This window comes from Frigoribacterium salinisoli (assembly GCF_054781095.1).
Map to the genome: position 1 here is coordinate 562,390 of NZ_BAAGVB010000001.1, position 23,385 is coordinate 585,774.

Annotated in this window: 25 protein-coding genes; 8 read left to right on the plus strand and 17 right to left on the minus strand. The window is 73.0% G+C overall.

Features of this window, described 5'->3' with window-relative positions; genetic code table 11:
* Positions 1-39: 39 nt before the first annotated feature.
* The 3 genes from qcrA to ctaE are packed head-to-tail and all read right to left on the minus strand — an operon-like array spanning position 40 to position 2,618.
* Positions 40-1,107: a cytochrome bc1 complex Rieske iron-sulfur subunit gene (qcrA, locus tag ACYVHQ_RS02665; protein ID WP_460510584.1), complete on the minus strand. Its 1,068-nt coding sequence runs from the start codon at positions 1,105-1,107 to the stop codon at positions 40-42.
* 35 nt (positions 1,108-1,142) lie between these two features.
* A complete protein-coding gene (gene qcrC / locus ACYVHQ_RS02670; protein WP_460510585.1) occupies positions 1,143-1,961 on the minus strand; it encodes a cytochrome bc1 complex diheme cytochrome c subunit in 819 nt (272 codons plus the stop codon).
* 21 nt (positions 1,962-1,982) lie between these two features.
* A complete protein-coding gene (ctaE, locus tag ACYVHQ_RS02675) occupies positions 1,983-2,618 on the minus strand; it encodes an aa3-type cytochrome oxidase subunit III (RefSeq protein ID WP_460510586.1) in 636 nt (211 codons plus the stop codon).
* A 116-nt stretch (positions 2,619-2,734) separates the two neighbouring features.
* Here ctaE and trpD point away from each other — a divergent pair, with 116 nt between their 5' ends.
* Complete coding sequence (trpD, locus tag ACYVHQ_RS02680; protein WP_460510587.1) at positions 2,735-3,787, plus strand: anthranilate phosphoribosyltransferase; 1,053 nt, start codon at positions 2,735-2,737, stop codon at positions 3,785-3,787.
* A 105-nt stretch (positions 3,788-3,892) separates the two neighbouring features.
* Here the strand turns inward: trpD and glpK are convergent, their stop codons facing one another.
* Together glpK and ACYVHQ_RS02690 are read right to left on the minus strand one after the other, a co-directional pair.
* Positions 3,893-5,410 carry a glycerol kinase GlpK gene (glpK, locus tag ACYVHQ_RS02685; protein WP_460510588.1) on the minus strand — a complete coding sequence of 506 codons (1,518 nt, stop codon included), beginning with the start codon at positions 5,408-5,410 and terminating at the stop codon, positions 3,893-3,895.
* Between the two features lie 43 nt (positions 5,411-5,453).
* Complete coding sequence (locus tag ACYVHQ_RS02690; protein WP_460510589.1) at positions 5,454-6,191, minus strand: MIP/aquaporin family protein; 738 nt, start codon at positions 6,189-6,191, stop codon at positions 5,454-5,456.
* 203 nt (positions 6,192-6,394) lie between these two features.
* Here ACYVHQ_RS02690 and dhaK point away from each other — a divergent pair, with 203 nt between their 5' ends.
* Genes dhaK through dhaM form a run of 3 tightly spaced genes read left to right on the plus strand, consistent with a single transcriptional unit; the run spans position 6,395 to position 8,777 of the window.
* Entirely contained in the window at positions 6,395-7,396 is a 1,002-nt protein-coding gene (gene dhaK, locus ACYVHQ_RS02695; RefSeq protein ID WP_460510590.1) for a dihydroxyacetone kinase subunit DhaK, read from the plus strand.
* A 56-nt stretch (positions 7,397-7,452) separates the two neighbouring features.
* Positions 7,453-8,097 (plus strand): dihydroxyacetone kinase subunit DhaL, encoded by a 645-nt coding sequence (gene dhaL, locus ACYVHQ_RS02700; protein WP_460510591.1) that lies wholly within the window; start codon positions 7,453-7,455, stop codon positions 8,095-8,097.
* Positions 8,094-8,777 carry a dihydroxyacetone kinase phosphoryl donor subunit DhaM gene (gene dhaM / locus ACYVHQ_RS02705; RefSeq protein ID WP_460510592.1) on the plus strand — a complete coding sequence of 228 codons (684 nt, stop codon included), beginning with the start codon at positions 8,094-8,096 and terminating at the stop codon, positions 8,775-8,777. Before dhaL ends, dhaM begins: the two co-directional genes overlap by 4 nt.
* Before the next feature lie 57 nt (positions 8,778-8,834).
* Here the strand turns inward: dhaM and ACYVHQ_RS02710 are convergent, their stop codons facing one another.
* From ACYVHQ_RS02710 to ACYVHQ_RS02735, 6 genes are all read right to left on the minus strand, one after another.
* Positions 8,835-9,593 (minus strand): pyrimidine reductase family protein, encoded by a 759-nt coding sequence (locus tag ACYVHQ_RS02710; RefSeq protein ID WP_460510593.1) that lies wholly within the window; start codon positions 9,591-9,593, stop codon positions 8,835-8,837.
* Positions 9,590-10,540, minus strand: a complete 951-nt coding sequence (gene folP / locus ACYVHQ_RS02715) for a dihydropteroate synthase (protein WP_460510594.1) — start codon at positions 10,538-10,540, stop codon at positions 9,590-9,592. The genes ACYVHQ_RS02710 and folP overlap by 4 nt, the downstream gene beginning before the upstream one ends.
* Positions 10,533-11,165, minus strand: a complete 633-nt coding sequence (gene folE, locus ACYVHQ_RS02720) for a GTP cyclohydrolase I (RefSeq protein WP_460510595.1) — start codon at positions 11,163-11,165, stop codon at positions 10,533-10,535. The genes folP and folE overlap by 8 nt, the downstream gene beginning before the upstream one ends.
* 9 nt (positions 11,166-11,174) lie before the next feature.
* Positions 11,175-11,714 carry a hypothetical protein gene (locus tag ACYVHQ_RS02725; protein ID WP_460510596.1) on the minus strand — a complete coding sequence of 180 codons (540 nt, stop codon included), beginning with the start codon at positions 11,712-11,714 and terminating at the stop codon, positions 11,175-11,177.
* 143 nt (positions 11,715-11,857) lie between these two features.
* Positions 11,858-12,325 (minus strand): NUDIX hydrolase, encoded by a 468-nt coding sequence (locus ACYVHQ_RS02730; protein ID WP_460510597.1) that lies wholly within the window; start codon positions 12,323-12,325, stop codon positions 11,858-11,860.
* Complete coding sequence (locus ACYVHQ_RS02735; protein WP_460510598.1) at positions 12,322-13,089, minus strand: SDR family oxidoreductase; 768 nt, start codon at positions 13,087-13,089, stop codon at positions 12,322-12,324. Before ACYVHQ_RS02735 ends, ACYVHQ_RS02730 begins: the two co-directional genes overlap by 4 nt.
* A 131-nt stretch (positions 13,090-13,220) precedes the next feature.
* On the opposite strand from ACYVHQ_RS02735, the gene ACYVHQ_RS02740 reads away from it, so the two are divergent.
* The 4 genes from ACYVHQ_RS02740 (at position 13,221) to ACYVHQ_RS02755 (ending at position 16,021) form a co-directional block, all read left to right on the plus strand.
* On the plus strand, positions 13,221-13,685 hold the full coding sequence (locus tag ACYVHQ_RS02740) for an NfeD family protein (RefSeq protein WP_460510599.1): 465 nt from the start codon (positions 13,221-13,223) through the stop codon (positions 13,683-13,685).
* A 3-nt stretch (positions 13,686-13,688) separates the two neighbouring features.
* Positions 13,689-14,792, plus strand: coding sequence for an SPFH domain-containing protein (locus tag ACYVHQ_RS02745; RefSeq protein WP_460510600.1), 1,104 nt, complete (start codon positions 13,689-13,691; stop codon positions 14,790-14,792).
* Positions 14,789-15,559 (plus strand): glycerophosphodiester phosphodiesterase family protein, encoded by a 771-nt coding sequence (locus tag ACYVHQ_RS02750; protein ID WP_460510601.1) that lies wholly within the window; start codon positions 14,789-14,791, stop codon positions 15,557-15,559. The genes ACYVHQ_RS02745 and ACYVHQ_RS02750 overlap by 4 nt, the downstream gene beginning before the upstream one ends.
* 96 nt (positions 15,560-15,655) lie before the next feature.
* Positions 15,656-16,021, plus strand: a complete 366-nt coding sequence (locus ACYVHQ_RS02755; protein WP_460510602.1) for an RNA polymerase-binding protein RbpA — start codon at positions 15,656-15,658, stop codon at positions 16,019-16,021.
* Positions 16,022-16,083: 62 nt separating this feature from the next.
* Here the strand turns inward: ACYVHQ_RS02755 and lnt are convergent, their stop codons facing one another.
* The 6 genes from lnt to ACYVHQ_RS02785 form a co-directional block, all read right to left on the minus strand.
* Positions 16,084-17,664: an apolipoprotein N-acyltransferase gene (gene lnt, locus ACYVHQ_RS02760; protein WP_460510603.1), complete on the minus strand. Its 1,581-nt coding sequence runs from the start codon at positions 17,662-17,664 to the stop codon at positions 16,084-16,086.
* A 67-nt stretch (positions 17,665-17,731) separates the two neighbouring features.
* Positions 17,732-20,269: a DEAD/DEAH box helicase gene (locus ACYVHQ_RS02765; RefSeq protein WP_460510604.1), complete on the minus strand. Its 2,538-nt coding sequence runs from the start codon at positions 20,267-20,269 to the stop codon at positions 17,732-17,734.
* 4 nt (positions 20,270-20,273) lie between these two features.
* A complete protein-coding gene (gene tatC, locus ACYVHQ_RS02770) occupies positions 20,274-21,029 on the minus strand; it encodes a twin-arginine translocase subunit TatC (RefSeq protein ID WP_460510605.1) in 756 nt (251 codons plus the stop codon).
* A gap of 61 nt (positions 21,030-21,090) precedes the next feature.
* A complete protein-coding gene (gene tatA, locus ACYVHQ_RS02775; protein WP_460510606.1) occupies positions 21,091-21,315 on the minus strand; it encodes a twin-arginine translocase TatA/TatE family subunit in 225 nt (74 codons plus the stop codon).
* 33 nt (positions 21,316-21,348) lie between these two features.
* Positions 21,349-22,344: a helix-turn-helix transcriptional regulator gene (locus ACYVHQ_RS02780; protein WP_460510607.1), complete on the minus strand. Its 996-nt coding sequence runs from the start codon at positions 22,342-22,344 to the stop codon at positions 21,349-21,351.
* Positions 22,337-23,350, minus strand: coding sequence for a helix-turn-helix transcriptional regulator (locus tag ACYVHQ_RS02785; RefSeq protein WP_460510608.1), 1,014 nt, complete (start codon positions 23,348-23,350; stop codon positions 22,337-22,339). Before ACYVHQ_RS02785 ends, ACYVHQ_RS02780 begins: the two co-directional genes overlap by 8 nt.
* Positions 23,351-23,385 lie beyond the last annotated feature (35 nt).

Below are 23,385 nucleotides of genomic sequence, written 5' to 3' on the forward strand. Positions count from 1 at the left end.
TGCTCGTCGTCTCCGTCGACGGTGCAGGGGTGGTGGTGGTCACTTTTCGCGCTCCCAGAAGCTCGGGCCCACAGGTTCGTGGAAGTCGCTCTGCGCGACGAGGTACCCGTCGGAGTCGACCGTGATGGGCAGCTGCGGCAGCGGACGCTTGGCCGGTCCGAAGATCACTTCGCAGTTGTTCGTCACGTCGAACGTCGACTGGTGGCAGGGGCAGAGCAGGTGGTGGGTCTGCTGCTCGTAGAGGGCCACGGGGCACCCGACGTGCGTGCAGATCTTCGAGTAGGCGACGATGCCGTCGTACTGCCAGTCCTCGCGGCCCTCGGGGATGTTGAGGTCCTCGGGCTGGAGGCGCATGAGCAGGACGGCGGCCTTGGCCTTCTCCTCGAGGAGGTCCTCGGACTCGTTGAGGCTCTCGGGGATCACGTGGAACGCCGACCCGAAGGTGACGTCCGATGCCTTGATGCGGGCACCCGACGGGTCGAGGGTGAGGTGCATCCCTCGCTCCCACAGGGTGTGACGGAGGACCGAGTTCGGGTCCGCCGACGGGGCGAGGTCGCGGAAGAGCACGACCGCGGGCAGGGGGGCGGCGACCAGGGCGCCGATCATGCTGTTGCGGATCAGCGTGCGCCGACCGAAGCCGGACTCCTGGTTGCCGAGGGCGAAGACCTCGAGCGCCTTCTCACGGGTCTCGTCCGAGCCGCGGGTGCTGTGGCGCATCTCCGTGATCTCGCGCGCGGGCATGAGGGTCTTGGCCCAGTGGACCGCGCCGATGCCGATCGAGAGGAGGCCGAGGGCGATGCCCAGGCCGAGGAAGAGGTTGTTGAGCCGCACGGAGCCGCTGTCGCCCGAGGTGATGGGGAAGGCGACGTACGCGGCCAGGGCGCCGACGGTGCCGACCAGGGACAGGAAGAAGAAGAGGCTGACCTGACGCTCGGCGCGCTTCTCGGCGACCGGGTCCTTGTCGGTGACGCGGTCGCGGTGCGGCGGCTCGCCGGGGTTCTCGAAGACGTCGTCGGTCACGACTGCGGTGCCGGCCGACACCCGTCGAGGCTCATGCTTCTCGACAGCCGAGCCCGCCAGAGGGGCGTCGTCGTCGTGCTGTGCCATGTGTTGTGCCTTTCGTGCGGTGCGAGGGGGTCGGGTCAGTTCGATCGGGCGGTGAGCCAGATCGTCACGGCCACGACCGCGCCGAGTCCGAAGATCCAGATGAAGAGGCCTTCGGCCACGGGGCCCAGGCTGCCGAGCTCGAAGCCACCGGGCGACGGGTTCGCGTCGAGGTACTTGAGGTACGTGATGATGTCGGCCTTGTCCTCGGGCGAGATGTTGAGGTCGTTGAAGACGGGCATGTTCTGCGGGCCCGTGAGCATCGCCTCGTAGATGTGGCTCGACTCGACGTCGTGCAGGGGCGGGGCGTACTTGCCCTCGGTGAGGGCTCCGCCGGCACCGGCCACGTTGTGGCACATCGCGCAGTTGATGCGGAAGAGCTCGGCGCCGTTGGTGGCGTCGCCGTCGCCGCCGAGGTACTCCTCGTCGGGGATGCCGGGCCCGGGGGCCAGCGACGCGACCCAGGCCGCCATCTGCTTGGTCTGCTCGTCGGTGAACTGCACCGGCTTCTCCTCGGCCTGCGGGCCGGAGAGGGCGAGGGGCATGCGCCCCGTGCCGACCTGGAAGTCCACGGAGGCCGCGCCCACGCCGATGAGGCTGGGGCCGTCGTCCGTGCCCTGGGCCTCGAGCCCGTGGCAGGTGGCGCAGTTGGACGCGAAGAGCTTCTGGCCCTCGTCGAGCATCTGCTGCGAGGCGGCCGTGGTCGCGCTCTCGTCGGCGGTCGCGGTCGAGGAGAACAGCGCGTAGGCGCCGCCGGTGGTCAGGAGGCCGACGAGCAGGAGGCTGGCGGTGGCGACGGGGCCACGGCGTCCGGTCTTCTTCGTCGCGGTGCGGGAGGACGGGTTCTTGGAGAACATGCTGTGCAGACTTTCCGATGCCTATTTGAGGACGTAGATGACCAGGAAGAGGCCGATCCACACCACGTCGACGAAGTGCCAGTAGTACGAGACCACGATGGCCGTCGTCGCCTCCTTGTGCCCGAAGTTCTTCGCGGCGTAGGCCCGGCCGATGGTCAGGAGGAACGCGATGAGACCACCGATGACGTGGGCTCCGTGGAAGCCGGTCGTCATGTAGAAGGCGGAGCCGTAGGCGCTCGAGCTCATCGTGACGCCCTCGTGGACGAGCTCCGCGTACTCGAAGACCTGGCCGACGACGAAGACGGCGCCCATCGCGTAGGTGAGGAAGAACCACTCGACCATGCCCCAGCGACCGAACTGCAGGAGGCCGCCCGTGCGACGGGCCTGCATGCGCTCGGCCGCGAACACGCCGAACTGGCAGGCCACGGAGGAGAGCACCAGCGTGATCGTGTTCGCGAGGGCGAACGGTACGTTGAGCTTCTCGGTCTCGAAGGCCCAGAGGCCGGGCGACGTGGAGCGCAGCGTGAAGTAGATCGCGAAGAGGCCGGCGAAGAACATGACCTCGCTGCCGAGCCACACGATGGTGCCGACGGCGACCGTGCTGGGTCGGTTGACGACCGGGCCGGTGGAGGGTCTCGAGAGTGAGGTGCTTGTCACGGGTCCCATTATGCCTGGTAACTCGCCCTGCATCTGCGCAGGGAACACCGGGTGCCGGAATCTGCGTCGACGTCGAGACAAATGTGCGGGCCTCCCCGGCCAGTAGCCTGGCGGGCATGACCTCCGAGCTCTCCTGGCCCTCCGTCGTCGACGCGCTGCTCGCCCGGCGCGACCTCTCGATCGCCGAGGCGACCTGGTGCATGGAGCGCGTCATGCGGGGCGAGGCGACGCCCGCCCAGCTGGCCGCGTTCCTCGTGGCCCTCCGGGCCAAGGGCGAGACCGTGGACGAGATCGTGGGCTTCCGCGACGCGGTCCTGGCCCACGCGGTGCCGCTGCCGGTCGACACCATGGCCGTCGACATCGTCGGCACGGGCGGTGACCGGTTCGGCACCGTCAACGTCTCGACGATGGCCTCCGTGGTCGTCGCGGCCGCCGGGGTCCCGGTGATCAAGCACGGCAACCGCGCCGCGAGCTCGTCCTCCGGCTCGAGCGACGTCCTCGCCGCGCTCGGCGTGGACCTGGGGCTGTCCGCCGACCGGGTCGCCGAGGTGCTCGCCGAGGTGGGCATGACCTTCGCCTTCGCGGGCGCGTTCCACCCCGGCTTCGGCCAGGCCGCGGCCGTCCGCCGGGAGATCGGCGTGCCGACGGTGTTCAACTTCCTCGGCCCGCTCTGCAACCCGGCCCGACCGGAGGCGAGCGCCGTGGGCGTCGCCGCGCTCGACAAGGTCCCGCTCATCGTCGGCGTCTTCCAGACCCGCGGCGCGACGGCCCTGGTCTTCCGCGGCGACGACGGGCTCGACGAGCTCACGACGACGGGGCACAGCCACATCTGGGAGGTCTCGGCGGGCTCGGTCACCGAGCACGACCTCGACCCGCTCGAGCTGGGCGTGCCGCGCGCGCGCATCGAGGACCTCCTCGGCGGCGACGGCGAGCACAACGCGGGGGTCGCCCGCCGGACCCTCGCGGGGGAGCGGGGACCGGTCCGCGACATCGTCCTGCTCAACGCGGCGGCCGGCCTGGTCTCGTACCGCCTGGCCGCGGACCCGACGCAACGGGACCGTCCCCTCGTCGCCCGGTTCCGCGAGCAGCTCACGGTGGCCGCCGAGGCCGTCGACTCCGGCGCGGCCTCGGCCAAGCTCGAGCAGTGGGTCGCGGCGACGCGGGCGTGACGGAGCGGGCCTGCGCGCCCGGCCGAGCCCCGGCCTCCTGACGGCACGGACGACGGAGGGCCCGTCCTCGCGGACGGGCCCTCTGCTGTCAACGCGGCGCCGGGGTCAGCGCACGTCCTCGTCGACCCAGTCGAAGGTCTTGGTGACGGCCTTCTTCCAGAGGCGCAGCTCGCGCTCGCGCTCGTCGGCGTCGAGCTGGGGCTCCCAGCGCTTGTCCTCCTGCCAGTTGGCGCGGAGCTCGTCGAGCGAGCCCCAGAAGCCGACGGCGAGGCCGGCCGCGTAGGCCGCGCCGAGGGCCGTCGTCTCAGCCACCACCGGACGCACCACGGGCACGTTCAGGAGGTCGGCCTGGAACTGCATGAGCGCGTCGTTCTGCACCATGCCCCCGTCGACCTTGAGCTCGGTGAGGTCCACGCCGGAGTCGGCGTTGACCGCGTCGAGGACCTCGCGCGTCTGGAACGCGGTCGCCTCGAGGGCCGCGCGGGCGATGTGGCCCTTGTTCGCGAAGCGCGTGAGCCCGACGATCGCACCGCGGGCGTCGGAACGCCAGTAGGGCGCGAACAGGCCGGAGAAGGCCGGGACGACGTAGACCCCGCCGTTGTCGTCCACCGTGCGGGCGAGCGCCTCGACCTCGGGGGCGCTGCCGATGAGGCCCAGGTTGTCGCGGAGCCACTGGATGAGCGAGCCGGTGACGGCGATCGACCCCTCGAGCGCGTAGTGGGTCTCCTGGTCGCCGAGCTTGTAGCCGACCGTCGTGAGCAGGCCGTTCTCGGAACGGACGATGTCGGTGCCCGTGTTGAAGATCAGGAAGTTGCCGGTCCCGTAGGTGTTCTTCGACTCGCCCTGGTCGAACGCGGCCTGACCGAACGTGGCGGCCTGCTGGTCGCCCAGGATGCCCGCGATGGGCACCTCGCGGAGGAGGCTGGACGACTCGACGTGGCCGTAGACCTCGGAGGACGAGACGATCTCGGGGAGCATCGACTTCGGCACGCCGAAGTCGGCGAGGATGTCGTCGCGCCACTGGAGCGTCTCGAGGTCCATGAAGAGCGTGCGCGACGCGTTCGTCACGTCGGTCTTGTGGACCCCGCCGTCGGTGCCGCCCGTGAGGTTCCAGAGCACCCAGGTGTCGGTGGTGCCGAAGAGCAGGTCGCCGGCCTCGGCCTTCTCGCGGGCGCCCTCGACGTTCTCGAGGATCCACATGATCTTCGTGCCGGCGAAGTAGGTCGCCAGGGGCAGGCCCACGACGGCCTTGTACTTGTCGGTGTCGCCCGCGGCGAGCCGGTCGACGAGCGCCTGGGTGCGGGTGTCCTGCCAGACGATGGCGTTGTACACGGGCTGGCCCGTGGTGCGGTCCCAGACGACGGCGGTCTCACGCTGGTTGGTGATGCCGACGGCCTTGATGTTGTGGCGCGTGACGTCGGCCCGCGACAGTGCCTGGCCGATCACCTCGCGGGTGTTCTTCCAGATCTCGAGCGGGTCGTGCTCGACCCAGCCCGCGCGCGGGAAGATCTGCTCGTGCTCCTTCTGGCCGCTCGAGACGATCGACCCGGAGTGGTCGAAGATGATCGCGCGGGTGCTGGTGGTGCCCTGGTCGATGGCGAGGACGTAGTCCTGGTCGCTCACGGGGTGGTCTCCTTCGTCGTTGATGGTGTCGGCAGGGTGCGGATCAGGCCGCGAGGGGGAGCAGCGGGTAGCTCAGGACGGCCGCGAGGGCGCCGCCGACCAGGGGGCCGACGATCGGCACCCAGGCGTAGGACCAGTCGCTCGAGCCCTTGCCCTTGATGGGGAGGAGGGCGTGCGCGATGCGCGGTCCGAGGTCACGGGCCGGGTTGATGGCGTACCCCGTGGGGCCACCGAGCGACGCGCCGATGCCGACGACGAGCAGGGCGACGGCGAGTCCGCCGAGCGGTCCGAGGTTGGCGGCGTCGGGCGTGCCGCCGTTGGTGATGGCGATGATCGTGAAGACGAGCACGAAGGTGCCGATGACCTCCGTGACGAGGTTCCAGCCGTAGCTGCGGATCGCCGGGCCCGTCGAGAAGACGCCGAGCTTCGTGGCGGGGTCGGGCTCGTCGTCGAAGTGCTGCTTGTAGGCGAGCCAGACGAAGGTCGCTCCGATGATCGCGCCGACCATCTGCGCCGCGACGTAGACGAGGAACTCGACGCCGTCGATGTTGCCGAGGATCAGCTGCGCGATGCTGACGGCCGGGTTGAGGTGCGCCCCCGACGAGTACGAGGTCAGGATGCCGACGAAGACCGCGAGGCCCCAGCCGAAGTTGACCATGAGGGTGCCGCCGTTGAAGCCCTTCGTCTTCGTCAGCGCGACGTTGGCGACGACGCCACCGCCGAGGAGGAGGAGCAGGCCCGTGCCCACCGTCTCTGAAAGAAAAATCGTTCCCAGTTCCACGTCGACCTTCCTTGTCGATCGGCGGGGTGCGTCGATGCGCCCCGCGGTGAGCGTGTGCCCACACCCTAGCGCTGGGAGGACCCTGGGGACGGCCGCGGTGCACCGCTTCTGCACATGTGTGCAACAGGGCGCTTCGGGCGTGGCGCGGTAGCGTGGCCGGCACCGGGCCGTGGACGTCCCGGTCCACCGAAGAGGGGACACGCATGAAGAAGCTCGTCAACGCCGTGGACGACGTCGTCACCGAGTCGGTCGCGGGCTTCGGCCTCGCGCACGCCGACCTGGTGACCGTGTCGACCGATCCGCTCTACGTCGCCCGCGCCTCCGGCCCGACGCCCGGCCGCGTGGCCGTGCTGAGCGGGGGAGGCAGCGGCCACGAGCCCCTCCACGCCGGCTTCGTCGGGCCGGGGATGCTGGCGGCGGCCGTGCCCGGCCCCGTCTTCACCTCGCCCACGCCCGACCCCGTGCTCGCCGCGACGCTCGCCGTCGACGGGGGAGCGGGGGTGCTCCACGTCGTCAAGAACTACACGGGCGACGTGCTCAACTTCGAGACCGCGGCCGACCTCGCCGACGCCGAGGGCGTGCGCGTCGCGACCGTCGTGGTCGACGACGACGTGGCCGTGCAGGACTCGCTCTACACCGCGGGGCGTCGTGGCGTCGCCGGGACGGTCGTCGTCGAGAAGCTCGCCGGCGCGGCCGCCGAGCGCGGCGACTCCCTGGACGAGGTCGCCGAGGTCGCGCGCCGCGCCGTGGCGTCCACCCGCTCGATGGGCGTCGCCCTCAGCGCGGGCACCGTCCCGCACGCGGGTCGTCCCGGCTTCGACCTCGGCGACGACGAGGTCGAGATCGGCGTCGGGATCCACGGCGAGCCGGGCCGCGAGCGCGTGGCGCTGGAGCCCGCCGACCGCCTCGTGGACCGCCTCCTCGGGCCGGTCCTCGACGACGTGGGCGCCGCCTCCGGCGAGGACGTCCTGCTCTTCGTCAACGGCATGGGCGGCACGCCGCTCAGCGAGCTCTACATCGTCTACCGCCGTGCGGCCGAGGTGCTCGCGGAGCACGGCCTGCGCGTGACCCGCAGCCTCGTCGGCAGCTACGTCACGAGCCTCGAGATGCAGGGGGCCTCGATCACCGTCACGCGCCTCGACGAGGCCACGACGGCCCTGTGGGACGCTCCCGTGCAGACCGCCGCGCTCCGCTGGGGGCGCTGACCGTGACCCTGCTGAGCCCTCCGCACCCCATCACCCGACCAGGGAAGGACCACCCCATGCCCCTCGACACCGACTGGGCGCTCGCCTGGGTCAGGACGGCCGCGGCCGTCGTGTCCGAGCGCCGCGCCCACCTCGTCGACCTCGACCGCGAGATCGGCGACGGCGACCACGGCGAGAACCTGCAGCGCGGCTTCGCGGCCGTGCTGGCGAAGCTCGACGGCCTGGGCGACGACGCCGTCCCGGCGGACGTGCTCAAGACGGTCGCCACGACCCTCATCTCGACGGTGGGCGGCGCCTCGGGGCCGCTCCTCGGCACCGCGTTCCTCAAGGGCTCGCAGGCGGTCGCCGGTCGCGCCGAGCTCGACGCCGGGGGCGTGGTCGCGTTCCTCGAGGCGGCCCGCGACGGCCTCGTGCTGCGCGGCAAGGCCGAGGCGGGCGACGCGACGATGGTCGACGCCTGGACCCCCGCGGTCGACGCGGCGCGCTCCGCCGCCGAGGGCGGTGCCGCACCCGAGGCCGTGCTGCGGTCCGCCGCGGACGCCGCCGTGGCCGGCGCGGTCGCCACCGAGCCGCTGGTCGCCCGCAAGGGGCGGGCGTCGTACCTCGGCGACCGGGCGATCGGGCACCGCGACCCCGGGGCGGAGTCCTCGTCGTACCTGCTCGTCGCGGCGGCCGACGCTGCCGAGGGGGTGCGCTCGTGACTGGCATCGTGGTGGTCTCGCACAGCAGGGCGATCGCCGAGGGCACCGTCGCGCTCGCGCGTCAGATGGCTCCGACGACCCGGCTCGTCGCCGTCGGCGGGACCGACGACGGTGGCATCGGCACGAGCTTCGACGCCGTCAGCGCCGCCCTCGCCACGGCCGGCGCCGGGGGAGCGGAGGTCGTCGTGCTCTGCGACCTGGGCTCGGCGATCCTCACGACCGAGACGGCCCTGGACTTCCTCGACGACGCCGAGCGCGCCCGCGTGGTCATCGCCGACGCGCCCATCGTCGAGGGCACCGTGGCCGCGGCTGTCGCCGCCGAGACCGGGGGCGACCTCGCCGCGGTCGCCGAGGCGGCCCGCAGCGCGACCGGGGTGGCGGCGCCGCACGCTGACGAGCGCCTCCTGCGCGGGGCCGACGCGGTCGAGCGCTCGGCCGTCATCGTCAACGCGAGCGGCCTCCACGCCCGGCCGGCGGCGGAGCTGGTGAAGCGGGCGGCGGCGTGGCAGAGCGACGTGACGCTGAACGGCGTCGACGCCAAGAGCCTCATCCGCATCATGGGCCTCGGCCTGCCGGCGGGGTCCACGGTGCACCTCATGGCGACGGGACCCGACGCCGAGGCGGCCGTCGACGACCTCGTGGCCGCGATCGAGTCCGGCTTCGGCGAGGACTGGGTCTGACCCGGGCCCGACCCTGCCGGAGGGCCGTCGCGCAGCAGCGCGGCGGCCCTCCGCCGTTCAGCGGTCGCGGCCCCAGCGCGTGAGCACCGTGCTCCCGGCGAGCAGGGCGAGGTCGAGCCGCAGGTCGCGCAGGTCGACGGCGTCGCCCTCGCGCGTGGCGATGCGCGGGCCGGTGCCGCCCTCGAGCTGGGGGGCGAGGGTGAGGCACAGCTCGTCCACGACGTCCCCGGCGACGAGGTCGCCGAGCAGCGACGGCCCGCCCTCGCAGAGGACCCGGGCGAGCCCCCGTTCGGCGAGGGCGGTCCGCAGGCGGGCGGGCTCGACCGTGTCGTCGCCGCACTCGACGACGTCCGCGACGGCCTCGAGGGCACGGCGGCGCTCGGCGGGGGCCGCTCCCGAGGTGAGCACGAGGGGGCGCACGGGCGCCCCGGTGAAGATCCGGCTGTCGGCGTCCAGGCGCGCCGAGCGCGAGACGAGGGCGAACACGGGCTGGGCCGCATAGCCGTGGGCCGTGCGCCACGCGACGTCGTCCTCGGAGAGCACCATCGGGCCGTAGCCCTCGTCGCGCACGGTGCCGGCCCCGACGACGACCACGTCGCAGAGACGGCGCAGGAGGCCGAACACGCGGCGGTCGGCGGCCCCGCCCAGGTGCCCGCTCAGGCCGTCGGTCGTCGACGACCCGTCGACCGTGGCGACGAAGTTGACCCGGAGGGTCCCGGGTCGGGGTGCGTAGAGCGCGAGCAGGGCCTCGTCGTCGAGGTCGCGGAGCTCGTCCGGACGGGGGTGCAGCTGACGGATCGGGTCGTCGGTGCTCATGCGTGCTCCTGGGGGTGGACGGCCGGCACGACGTTGTGCCGTGCCTCGAGGGGGTCGCGCCAGCCGAGGACGGCCTCGACCATCCGCACGGCGTCGACGGAGGCGCGGACGTCGTGCATGCGGACGACGCGGGCGCCGAGCAGCACGCTCGTGACGGCGGCCGAGAGGGAGCCGGCGAGCCGTTCGCCGCGGGGCCGACCCAGGGCCTCGCCGACGAAGTCCTTGTTCGACACGGCCGCGAGCACGGGGTGGCCGAGCGCGGCGACCTCGGCCAGTCGGCGGGTGAGCTCGAGCGTGTGCACCGTCGTCTTGTGCAGGTCGTGCCCCGGGTCGACCACGAGGTGGTCCTCGCCGACCCCGGCGGCGAGGGCCACGTCGACGCGGCGGCGCAGCGCGTCGACGACCTCGGTCACGACGTCGTCGTAGCGGGGGAGCGGGTGCGGCCGTCGCGGAGGCGCCAGGCTGTGCGTCACGACGAGCGTCGCCCCCGCGTCGGCGACCACGGGGGCGAGGCGCGGGTCGGCGAGCCCGCTCGTGTCGTTGACGACCGCGGCCCCCGCGGCGAGGACGGCCTCGGCGACGTCCGCCCGTGCGGTGTCGACCGAGACCACCACGTCGGTGCGGTCGACGAGCGCCTCGACGACGGGCAGCACGCGCGCGAGCTCGTCGCGCGGCGGCACCTCGGGCCCGGGGGCGAAGGGCACGCCGCCGACGTCGACCCAGTCGGCGCCCTCGTCGACGGCGACGAGGGCCGCCTCGACGGCCCGGTCGAGGGCGAAGGTACGGCCGCGGTCGTGGAACGAGTCGGGGGTCCGGTTGACGACGGCCATCACCGCGACCTGCCGGTCGAAGTCGAACCGGCGCCGGCCGATCGTGCGGACGGGGTGCAGGAGGCGGGGGAGCGGCAGTCCGGAGGCGGCGGCCGGCCCCGTGCCCGGCTCAGCCACGCGGCGCCCCGATGAGCGCGACCGCCTCGGCGCGGGCCGCCGCGTCGCCGAGGACGCCACGGCTGGCGAGCGTGACGGTCGTGCTCCGCACCTGGCGGGGACCGCGCGTCGTCACGCAGCCGTGGGCGGCGTCGAGGACGACGAGCACGCCCAGGGCGTCGAGACCGGTGGCGAAGGCGTCGGCGAGCTCCTCGCCGAGGCGTTCCTGCAACTGGGGCCGGGAGGCGACGGCGTCGACGACGCGGGGGATCGCGCCCAGCCCGACGATGGCGTCGCGGGGCACGTAGGCGACGTGGGCCACGCCCGTGAAGGGCAGGAGGTGGTGCTCGCAGACGGAGCGGAACTCGACGTCGCGCACCACGACGACCTCGCCCAGCTGGCCGGCCCCGGCCGGCACGGAACCGGCCCGGACGAGCTCGACCTCGTCGACGCCGAGGCCCGAGAACAGCTCGGCGTAGAGGTCGGCGACGCGCCTCGGCGTGGCCGACAGGCCCGGGCGAGCGGCGTCCTCGCCGACGGCGGCGAGGATCTCCGAGACGGCGGCCTCCACGCGGGCCCGGTCCACGGGGGCGCGGTCGGCGGGCTCACGGTCGGCGGGGGGACCGGGGACGGAGGGGCAGGTCATGGCGACCAGTCAAGCAGTCCCGGCCGGGGCCTCCGGCGGGCGGGCCTCGTGGTGGTGGCGACCGTGCGTGCGGCGGTCCTCCTTCATCTCGGCCTCGAAGAGGTGCCGGCGTCCGCCCGCGAGCTCGTCGCGAGCGCGGCGCTCGGCGTCGCGGAACGGGCCCCAGTAGTCGTCGTCGTAGTCCTCGACGACCTGGAAGGTCCAGCGGTCGCGGAGCACGTTGCGGCCCACGAGGTCGCGGTCCAGTCGGTCGGCCACGTCGCCGTGGCCGGCGTCCCGGAACGCCTCGACGGCCTCGCCGAGCGCCAGGTCGGCCTTGCCCGTGAGCCGGTGGAAGCGGTAGAGCGAACCCCGGGCGTCCTCGACGACCTCGAGCGCCTCGCCGAGCTTGCCCAGCGCCGCGACGGTGGCGTCGTCGACGCCGTCGGGTCGGCGGTGCGCGGCGTCGGGCCCGTCGGGCGCGTCGGGTGCCACCGTGCCGTCGCGGGTCGCCCCGCCGTCGGTGGCGGCTGGTCCGGAGGTCGTGGTCGCGTCGGCGTCGTCGCTCATGTCCGCCACTCAACCGCGACGGGCCGGGGAGCGCCCGTGAGCACCACGGACGAGCGCCAGGACGAGCCTGACGGGGGTGCTCCCAGGACTCGACCTGACATAATGTGCATTATCGGCGTTCACCGCGACCCATGAGGGAGGCGCTACCGGGTCTGGTCCGCGGCGTGCAGCGCGCCGCGCACGATGTCGACCAGCGCCTCGGGTTCGTACGCCTCGGCGGTGGCCTCGAGCTCGTCGAGCGTCCACCAGCGCGACGCGAGGATGTCGACGCGCTCGTCGTCCGTCCAGTCGTCCGTGACGACGTCGAAGTGCGGCAGCCGCACGACGAAGAACTCGGCGTGCCCGTGCGTGTGGTCGGCGGCGTCCCAGGCGACCTCGAAGTCGTCGACGTGGACCACCGGGCCCACGTCGTCGACGACCTGGCCGGTCTCCTCGTGCAGCTCGCGGATCGCGGCCTGCACGTGGTCCTCGCCGGGGTCGACGCCGCCGCCCGGGGTGATCCAGCGGTGCGACCGGTCGGTCGTCGGCGCCACGGTGTCCATGAGCAGCACCCGGTCGTGCTCGTCGAGGACGACGAGGCGGCTCGTGGCGCGGACGACCCGCTCGGTCACGACAGAGGCGTGAAGTCGCTGACGTCGCCGACGAGCACGACGTGGTCGTCCGGGACCGGTGCGACGGCGGCCGTGGCCACCTCGGCGGCGAACTCGGCCACGTTGTAGAGCTTGCCCGCGCTCTCCTTGCGCTGCGAGATCGCACCGGGGTTCGAGCGCTCCAGCAGCGTCGCCGTGATGGTCCCCTCGATCATGTCGCCCGAGACGACGACGAACTCGACCTCGGCGGCCTCGAGCTCGGGCAGCAGCTCGAGGAGGGCGTCCTCCCCCGCGCGCTTGCTCAGGGCGACGGGCTCGTACTCGGGCATCGTCGGCGTCGTGCGGATGAAGTGCGCCTGGTGGCTCGTGACGAACACCACGCGCGCGCCGGGCGCGAGCAGCGGCAGGGCGGAGCGCAGGAGGCGCACCTGGGCGTCACGGTTCAGCTGCAGCGCGTAGTCCTCGGCCATGCCGGACTCCATGCCGCCCGACGCGTTCATGACGAGCACGTCGAGCCCGCCGAGCTCGTCGCGGACGCGGTCCATCATGGCGTCGACGGTGGCGGCGTCGGTGAGGTCCGCCCCGACGGCGATCGCGGTGCCGCCGGCGGCCGCGATCGCGTCGACGAGCTGCAGCGCGCGCTTCTCCTTGTTGCGGTAGTTGACGACGACGCTCGCGCCGGCCTCGGCCAGGTACCGGACCGTGTCGGCGCCGATCCCCCGCGACGAACCGGTGACGAGGGCGCGCTTGCCGGTGAGGGATCCTGCGGCGAGGGGGTTGGACACGGGGGCTCCAGACTGTGCTCGGACGGTGGCGGCCACGAGGGCCTCGTCCATGCTACCGATCCGTCCTCCGCTCCCCCGGGCCGTCGGCCGCCGATGGTAGCGTCACGGCAAGGGGGACGAAGGGAGTCGTCGTGGACGCCGTGACGCAGTACGCGTGGATCATCTGGATCGCACTGCTCCTGCTGTTCGTCGTGATCGAGGTCACGACGCTGGAGCTCACCTTCCTCATGCTGGCCGTCGGAAGCCTCGGCGGGCTCGCCACGGGGCTGCTCGGCGCACCGTGGTGGGCGCAGGTGCTCGTCGCGGCCGTGCTCGCGGTCCTCCTGCTCTTCACCGTGCGGCCACCGCTGCTGCGGGCGCTCCGCCGGGGCGGCGATCCGACCCCGAGCAACGTCGAGGGCCTGCTCGGCCTCCGGGGCGTCGTCGTGGTGCCCGTGCGCGACGGAGCCGGCCAGGTCAAGCTCGCCAACGGCGAGACGTGGACCGCCCGCCTGCTCTCCCCCACGGGCACCGCCGACCTCGACACGGGCGCCCCCGTCGTCGTCTCCGCCATCCAGGGCTCGACGGCACTCGTCGTCCCCATCGAGAGGACCTGATCCATGGACCCGTCCACCAACCCGGGCACGATCGTGACGGTCGCCGTCGTCGCGGTCGCCGTCGTGCTCGCCCTCGTCGTGCTCTTCCGCTCCGTGCGGATCATCCCGCAGGCCAGCGCCGGCGTCGTGGAGCGCCTCGGCCGGTACCACAAGACCCTCAACCCGGGCCTCAACCTGCTCGTCCCCTTCATCGACCGGGTGCGTCCGCTGATCGACATGCGCGAGCAGGTCGTCTCGTTCCCGCCCCAGCCGGTCATCACCGAGGACAACCTCGTGGTCTCCATCGACACGGTCGTCTACTTCCAGGTCACCGACGCGCGGGCCGCGACGTACGAGATCGCCAACTACCTCGGCGCCGTCGAGCAGCTCACGACGACGACGCTCCGCAACGTCGTCGGCGGGCTCAACCTCGAAGAGGCGCTGACCAGCCGCGACAACATCAACGGGCAGCTGCGCATCGTGCTCGACGAGGCGACGGGCAAGTGGGGCATCCGCGTGGGCCGGGTCGAGCTCAAGGCGATCGACCCGCCCGCCTCGATCCAGGACAGCATGGAGCAGCAGATGCGCGCCGAGCGCAACCGGCGCGCGGCGATCCTCACCGCCGAGGGCACCAAGCAGTCGCAGATCCTCGAGGCGGAGGGGCAGCGCCAGTCCGCGATCCTCAAGGCCGAGGGCGACGCCAAGGCGCAGGTGCTCCGCGCCACGGGCGAGGCCGAGGCGATCCAGACCGTCTTCAACGCCATCCACGCTGGCGACCCCGACCCGAAGCTGCTCGCCTACCAGTACCTGCAGACCCTGCCCAAGCTCGCCGAGGGATCGGCCAACAAGCTGTGGGTGATCCCCAGCGAGCTCACCGACGCCCTCAAGGGCATCAGCGGTGGCTTCTTCGCGCCGCGGGACCCCGACGCCCCCGGCTGGAAGCCGCGCAGCACCACGGACGTGACCGAGATGCCGACGACGCCGGACCTCGCCGAGACCACCGACCTGCACGCGGAGCCCGACCTGGGCTTCCCCACCACGGGAGCCGGCCGGGGCTCCGCCGCGGGCGGTGCCCCCACGACCGACGGCGAGGTCGCGCCGGAGGGTGACGGCGGCCCGCGGGCGTGACGCGCTTCTTCGACGCCCCGGTCCCCCGGGTCCTCGCCCACCGCGGCTTCGCGGTCGACGCCCCCGAGAACACGCTCCTCGCGTTCGCGCGGGCGCTCGCACTGGGCACGCCGTACCTCGAGACCGACGTCCACGCGACGCTCGACGGGGTCGCGATCATCAGCCACGACGCCGACCTCGGGCGGGTCGCGGGCAACGGTCGACGGTTGTCGCTGCTCACGCTGGAGCAGGTCCGAGCGGTGCGCCTGCCCGAGGACCAGACCGTGCCCACCCTGCAGGAGGCCCTCGAGGCCTTCCCCGACGCCTTCTTCAACATCGACGTGAAGGCCGACGAGGCGGTGCGCCCCACGGCGGAGGCGATCGTCCGCGCGGACGCCGTCGACCGGGTGCTCGTCACGTCGTTCTCGACCAAGCGTCGACGGGCGGTCACCGGCCTCCTGCCCGGCGTCGCCTCGTCGGCGTCGTCCTGGGGCGTGGGAGCCGCCCTCGTCGCGAGCACGCTCCCCCGCGGTCCGCTCCGACGCCTCGGGCTGCGCCTCGTCACCCGCGGGTTCGACGCCGTGCAGGTGCCCGAGAGGTGGTGGCGCCTCACGATCGCCACCGAGCAGCGCGTCGCCGACTGGGCCGCGGCCGGGATCGAGACGCACGTCTGGACGGTCGACGACCCCGACGACGTGCGACGCCTGGTGCGCCTCGGCGTGGTCGGCATCGTCACGGACCGGACCGACCTCGCGCTCGAGACCCTGGCGCCGCCTCCTGCCGTCTGAGGACTGGGCATCGTCTGTGAGATGTCTCCGCCCGGGACGGGACGCGGGTACCGACGGGTTACAACGGGTGTTCGCATCGCGAGAGGAGACCGCACCATGGCAGATCGCAGTTTGCGCGGCATGAGGCTCGGGAGCCAGAGTCTCCAGAGCGAGGAGGGCGTGGAGTTCTCGCCCCGCAAGAGGGCCGTCTACCAGACGGCCGACGGCACCACCTTCGAGATGGTCTTCGCCGAGGAGGCGGAGGTCCCCGACGTGTGGCAGTCGCCCAAGAGCGGGCAGGAGGGTCGTCTGCTGTCGGCGGACGGCAAGCCCGTCACGATCGACGAGGGCGACGTCAAGGCCCCCCGGAGCCACTGGGACATGCTGCTCGAGCGGCGCACGCGCGCCGAGCTCGAGGAGCTGCTGCAGGAGCGCCTCGACCACCTCCGGGCGCGCAAGGGACAGCAGAAGATCGGCGCCTGACACCACCTCGGCGCCTCGAGGGCCCGGTCACCCCAGGGTGACCGGGCCCTCGTGCGTCCGCGTCAGCGGGTGAGCCTGCGGTCGACCGGCCAGGAGGCCCGGGCCTCCCTGCGGCGGGCGCCCCGCGTGGCACCGAGCAGGCCGCCCAGGACGAGGCCGGCCAGGCCGAGCCCCGAGACGCCGAGCTCGAGGGCACGGCCCGCCAGCACGGCGGGAGTGGTGCCCGAGCCGAGCTCGACCGTGGTCACGGACGTGCCCGCCTCGAAGTCGGGGATCTCGTCGATCGTGCGCCCGTGCGCGTCGAGCACGCGGCTCGAGGCGACGGTCGAGACGTTGACGAGCGGGAGGGCCGTCTCGATCGCCCGGAGGCGCGCGATGGCCAGCTGCTGCTGGTTCTCGTCGGTCTCGCCGAAGTCGGCGTTGTTGGTCTGCGCCACGATCACCTGCGCGCCCCCGCGCGCCATGTTCCGCACCAGCTGGTCGTCGACGATGTCGAAGCAGATCGACACGCCGGCGAGGAACCCGCCCACGTCGACGACCTCGTCGCGCGTGCCCGGCGTGTAGTCGCGGGCGATGAGGTCGATGAGGTCCGGCGCGAAGGGTCGCCAGAAGGCGCGGTCGGGCACGTACTCGCCGAACGGGATCGGGTGCTTCTTGTCGTACTGGCCCCGTACCCGTCCGTCGTCCCAGAGCACCGAGGAGTTCCAGACCGTGCCACCGTCGTCGGACTGCGTGATGACGCCGCTGAGCAGGGGCGCGTCGTAGGCCCGGGTGAGGGTGTCGAAGACGTAGCGGCCGAAGGCGTCCCGGGTCGGGTCGCGGTCGCTCGCGCCCTCGGGCCAGACGATGAGGTCGAGCGGCTCCCCCACGGGCAGGCCCTGCATCGCCAGCACCTGCGCGTTGACGAGGTCGCCCTGCTCGCGCTCGTCGAAGTAGCCCGCGGGTCCGTTCCCCTGCACGGAGGCGATCGTCGCGGTCCCCGACGTCCGGGTGGGCCAGGCGGGCACGGCGAGGACGGCCACGACCGCGACCGCGGCGACGAGCGCGCGCGTCGAGCGGCGGACCTCGACGAGCAGGGCCAGCTGCAGCAGGGCCGCGACGAGGGCGACCATGACGAACGACAGGCCGGAGATGCCGATCCAGGCGGTGAGCGACGCGAAGGGGCTCGTGGACTGGCTGAGCGCCACGCGGCCCCAGGCGAAGCCGCCGTAGGGCCACGTGCCCGCCACCATCTCGCGCAGCGTCCAGACGCCGCCGACGACGACCGGCAGCAGCACGGTGCGGCCCAGGAGGGTCGGCCAAGCCCGCGGCACCCAGCGGTACGCGAGCGTGACGAGCACGGCGCCGAGGGCGAAGAAGAGCGCCTCGAGGGTCGACAGGGCCGCCCAGGGCACGGGGCCGAGGTAGAGGCTCACCCACTCGATGTGCACGAGGTAGAACGAGAGCCCCGCCACGAGGCCCACCAGGAAGGCGCCGCCGACGCGTCGGCCGCGCAGCGCCAGGAGCACGAGCGCGATCCCGGCGAAGGCCAGCGGCCACGCGTCGCCGTCGGGGAAGCCCCGGTCGAGGACGGGCCCGGCGCCGACGGCGACGAGGACGGCGAGCCAGAGCGGCAGGCGGGGATCGGTGTCTCGGGTGGGCACCCGAGGAGTCTAGGTGGCCCCTCCTCGTCGCCCGCCGTGCGTCGGGCCACGAGCCGACGTCCTGCCGTCAGACCGCGGAGTAGGCCACGATGCCGCGGCGCACCGCCTCGAGGGCCCGCCGGGCGACGGGCCCCACGGGCGGGTCCGCGACGACGGACAACTGGTCGAGGAGGTCGATGGTCTGCTTGGTCCAGCGGACGAAGTCTCCCGCCGCGAGCTCGGCGTCCTCCAGGACGGAGTCGAGGGACGCGCCGCGGGCCCATCGGTGCATGGCCAGGGCCAGCCCCGGTGACGGCGGCTGGCTGCCCGGCAACCGGTGCTCCTGCTCGAGGTCGTCGAGCTCGGCCCACAACGTCTGCGTGCGGTCGAGGGCGGTGCGGAAGGCGCCCCGCGGCAGGGACCGCTCGGACAGCGTTCCCTCGTCGCGACGTGGCTCGTAGACGAGCGTCGCGGCCATGGCGGCCATCGACGGCACGTCGAGCTCGTCCCACGCGCCCGTGCGGAGGCACTCGGCCACGAGCAGGTCGCGGTCCCCGTAGATGCGGCGCAGCAGGCGCCCCGTCGGGGCGACCCGCACCTCGTCCGTGCGCCGGACGGTGCCGACCGCGCTGCCCACGGAGCCGGACGCGCCCGCCGTGCCCGCACCTCCTGCGGTCGGGACCAGGTAGCCGCGGTCCAGGAGGACGTCGGTGACGCGGTCGAAGACCTTGGCGACCGCGCCGGTGCGGTTGCGGATCTGCCCGGAGAGCTGGGAGGTCTGCTTCTCGAGCTTGAGCCAGCGCTCGGACCAGCGCGCGTGCTGCTCACGGTCGGGGCAGGCGTGGCAGGGGTGCTGCCGCAGGCGCCGACGGACGTCGCCCAGGCGTCGCTGGCGCGCGTCGTGCTCGCCGCGGCCCTGGGCCTCGGCCCGGGCGGCCCCCTGCCGCTCGAGGTCGCCGAGCTCGCGGCGCAGGAGGGCGTACTCGCGGAAGTCGCCCAGGTGGCACTCCATGGCCGCCGCGTAGCCGTCGAGGGACTCCTGCTGGGTGCGGACCTTGCGGGCCAGGTCGACGACCGCCCGGTCGGCCTGGAACTGGGCGAACGACGTCTCGAGCACCTCGCGGGTGCGGCTCCGGCCGAACTGCTCGACGAGGTTGACGGCCATGTTGTAGGTGGGGCGGAAGCTGGAGTTCATCGGGTAGCTGCGGCGCGAGGCCAGCGACGCGACGGCCTGCACGTCTTGTCCGTGCTGCCACTGGATGACCGAGTGGCCCTCGACGTCGATGCCCCGACGGCCCGCGCGGCCGGTCAGCTGCGTGTACTCCCCCGGCGTGATGGGCACGCGCGCCTCGCCGTTGAACTTCTCGAGCTTCTCGAGCACGACCGTGCGCGCCGGCATGTTGATGCCCAGCGAGAGGGTCTCGGTCGCGAAGACGACCTTGACGAGCTTGCGCTGGAAGAGCTCCTCGACGACCTCCTTGAACGCGGGCAGGAGGCCCGCGTGGTGCGCCGCGACGCCGCGCTCGAGACCGTCGAGCCAGGCCCAGTAGCCCAGGACCGCGAGGTCCTCGTCGCGCAGCGTGCGGCAGCGGGCCTCGACGTGCTCGCGGATCTCCTGGCGCTCCTCGGCCGTGGTGAGCCTGATGCCCGAGCGGAGCACCTGGTGCACGGCCTGGTCGCAGCCGTTGCGGCTGAAGACGAAGAATATCGCGGGCAAGAGGTTCTGGTCGCCGAGCATCTCGACGATCTTCCAGCGGTCGAGCCGGCCCGGTCCGTGCTGCACGGGCGGCACGACGTGGCCGCGGGCGCCCCGTCGCGGGCCGAAGGCGTCGCCGCCTCGCCCGCCCCCGCGAGGACCGCCCCGCGAGCCGCCACGGCGACCGAGGGTCGTGGCCCTGACCAGCTCGGGGTTGACCCGGTTCGTGGCGGCCTGTCCGCTCGAGTCGAAGAGGTCGAGGAACTTGCCCCCGACGAGCACGTGCTGGTCGAGCGGGACGGGGCGTTCCTCCGAGACGATCACCTCGGTGCCGCCGCGGACGGTCTGCAGCCAGTCGCCGAACTCCTCCGCGTTCGAGACGGTCGCGCTCAGCGAGACGAGCCGCACGTCGAGCGGCAGGTGGATGATGACCTCCTCCCAGACGGCGCCCCGGAACCGGTCGGCCAGGAAGTGCACCTCGTCGAGCACCACCCAGCGGAGGTCGTCGAGGAGGTCGGAGCCCGCGTAGACCATGTTGCGGAGCACCTCGGTCGTCATGACGACGATGCGGGCCCGCGAGTTGACGTTCGTGTCGCCCGTGAGCAGACCCACCTCGGAGGCGCCGTACTCGGCCACGAGCTCCTGGTACTTCTGGTTGCTCAGGGCCTTCATGGGCGCGGTGTAGAAGACCTTGTCGCGCGGGTCCTGCATGGCGAGGTGGATCGCGAACTCCGCCACCAGCGTCTTGCCGGCCCCGGTCGGCGCGGCCACGAGCACGCTGTCACCGCGTTCGACGGCCTCGCAGGCGGCGACCTGGAACGGGTCGAGGGAGAACGAGAGGCGGCTGCGGAAGGCCTGGAGCTGGGGCGAGCGGGTACGGCCGCGCGAGGCGGCGAAGCGCTCGGCGGGGCTGGGTCCGGTGTCGGTCACCCGGTCATCCTGCCGCGAGCTCGGCGTCGAGGGCCGCCACGCGCTTGGCCGCGCGGCGGTCGTGCAGCCACGCCACGCCGGCCGCGACGAAGTAGAGCACGATCATGGGGACCATCAGCAGGAACATCGAGAAGATGTCGGCGGCGGGCGTGGCGATCGCCGTGAAGAGCGCGATGACGAGGATCGCGACGCGCCAGCCCTTGAGGATCTGCGCGGCCGTGATGACGCCGACGAAGTTGAGCAGCACGAGGAACACGGGCAGCACGAACGCGATCCCGACGGCGAGGACGAGCTTGAGGACGAAGTCGTAGTAGGTCTTGGCCTCGATGATGCTGGCGTCCTCCGGGGCGATGAAGCCCGTCATGACCCGCACGATGTTCGGCAGCACGAACGTGCCGGCGGCGCAGCCCGCGAGGAACAGCGGCAGCGCCGCCGAGACGAAGCCGACGGCGTAGAGCTTCTCCCGGCGCTCGAGCGCCGGGACCACGAAGGCCCAGACCTGGTAGAGCCACACGGGACTGGAGATGATGACCCCGACGGTCACCGAGATCTGCAGCTTGAGGTCGAAGCCGCTCGTGACGTTCGAGTAGTTGAGCTCGGCGGTGCGACCGCCGGCGTCGGCGATCGTCTGGACCGGTCCGCGCAGGAAGTCCAGGACGAGGTCGGAGAGGAACCAGCCGGCGACGCTGCCGAGGATCACCGCGAGGGCCGCGACGAAGAGCCGCTTGCGGAGCTCGAGCAGGTGCTGCCCGAGGGACATCCGCCCACGCTCGCCCCGGGTGCGGGCGCCGCGGCCACGAGTCGTCGTCGTGGCCATCGGGTCAGTGCTTGGGCGGCAGGTCGCCGTCGGTCGAGGACGTCGTCGTCGTGGTCGTCGTCGACCCGGACGTGCCGTCGCCCTTCTTGTCGTCGCCGATCTCGTTCTTGAAGATGCGCATGGACTGCGCGATGCTCTTCGCGAGGGCGGGGAGCTTCGGGGCGCCGAAGAGCAGCAGGATGATCGCCAGGATGATGATCATGTGCCAGCCGGTGAGGTTGCCGAGCATGTGTGTGCCTCCTTGAGCGGACGGGTGTCGAGTCTAACCCGCGTCGCCGGTGGGCCCGGTGCCGGCGCGGTGCAGGGCGGCCAGCGCCCAGTCCCGGGCGGCCTCGCGCGCGGCGGCCGGCGACACGACCTCGGGGTCGCCCGGCAGTCCCGCGACGAGCCGTGCGACGGTCGCGAGGCGCGTGACCCGGAGGCGCAGCCGCACGCGGTCGCCCGGCAGCGGCTCCGCGTCGGTGGGCGCGTAGTCGGCCAGGAGGGGCGCGGCCGCGGCGTCGAGCTCGAGGGTGACGACGACGTCGTCCGAGGAGCCCTCGAAGAGGGTGTCGGGCAGGGCGACGTCCGCCGTGCGGTGCTCGACCGGTGCGTCGGTGAGGGCCGGGCGGGCGATCCTGTCCAGGCGGAAGGTGCGGACGGCCTCGCGGAGGTGGTCCCACCCACGGAGGTACCAGTCCGCGTCGACGGACTCGACGCGCAGGGGGTCGACCCGTCGTCGCTCGACCTGGCCGCGGAGCCCCGCGTAGTCGAACTCGAGCTGGACGCCGCCCTCGACGGCCCGGTGCACCAGGTCGAGGACCTCGCTGGACTCCCCCGCACCGATCGCGACCTGGCTCGGCGTCGCGGACGCCCCGCGCGAGAGCTTCGACATGAGCGTCGCCACCGCCCCGCGGTCGGCGTGCTCGGGCAGGGCCGAGAGGTACTGCAGCCCGGCGATGAGGGCCGCCGCCTCCCGCGCCGAGAAGCGCGGTGCGTCGTCGATGGCGACGAGGTTGGTCAGCTGCACGACGTCGTGCTGCTCGAAGTCGTCCCACGCGATGTCGAAGAGGTCGCCGTGCTGGTACTGGCGGGTCTCGCCGGGGACGCCGGAGACGGCGATCAGCGCGACGGCACGGCGGATCTCCTCCACGGGGACGCCGAAGTGCGCGGCCGTCGCGCCCACGCTCACCCGGCCCTGGTCGATGAGCCAGGGCACGAGGGTGAGGAGGAAGGCCAGCCGGTCGGTCGCCTGGGTCGCACTGCGCCGCTCAGCCACGCGGGCCTCCCCCGTGCACCGCGGCGACGCGGCGCAGCCTCCGGTCGACGAGGTCCCGCAGCGCGGACGGTCCGCGGACGTCGACCTCGGGTCCGAAGGAGGCGAGCTCCTCGGCGAGGACGTGCAGGTCGACGTAGTGCACCTCGAGGGCGTCGTCGCCGAGGCGGACGCTGCCGCGGCGCTTGGTGAGGCGGGTCTCGGCGTCGGAGTCGGGAGCCACGCCCACGACGGCGCGGCGCTCGTCCCAGAGGCGGTCGAGCTCGGCGAGGGCGGCGCCCGCCGTGCAGCCCTCGGGGACCGGCAGGGTCCGCGGGGTCAGGCGGACGTCGCCCGAGACGCGGGAGAGGAGGAAGGTCTTGCTCCGGCCGGTCGAGGACTCCACCGCCGCCACCATCCAGCGTCCCTGGTGCTGCACCAGGGCGTACGGGGCCACGATCCGACGACGCGGGGCCTCGTCACCGGGCTTGAGGTAGTCGAACTCGACCACGACGCCGCGGTCGAGGGCGGTGCGCAGCGGTTCGAAGGCGGCGTCCCTCGACCGGACGCGGGGAGCGTAGGCGAGCTCCGGGACGCTGGCGGTCCCGCCCAGGCCGCGCAGCTTGACGAGCGCGCGACGGGACTCACCGGAGAGCGTCCCCTCGCGCCACACCATCGCCGCGAGGGTCAGCAGTGCTGTCTCCTCGGACGAGAACGAGATGTCGTCCGGCAGCTCGTAGCTGCCCCGGAGGATGCGGTAGCGCAGTGCCTGGTTGTTGCCGGCGGAGGCGGGGTCGTCGATCGTCTCGAGCGGCACGCCCAGCTCGCGGATGTCGTCCTTGTCGCGCTCGAACTGCCGCTCGAGGGCGACGTTGTCGCCGGTCGGGGACCAGCGCTGCCGGTAGCCCTGGACGGTGCTGAGGATCTCGCCCTTGGTGAGCCCCTGGTCGGTGGCCAGGAGCGCGAGGACGAGGCTGAACAAGCGCTCCTCGACGGGGACGCGCGGGGTGCGGGCGGCGGGCACGCGCATGATCCTAGGCCACCACGGTCGCGGGACCGCGCTGC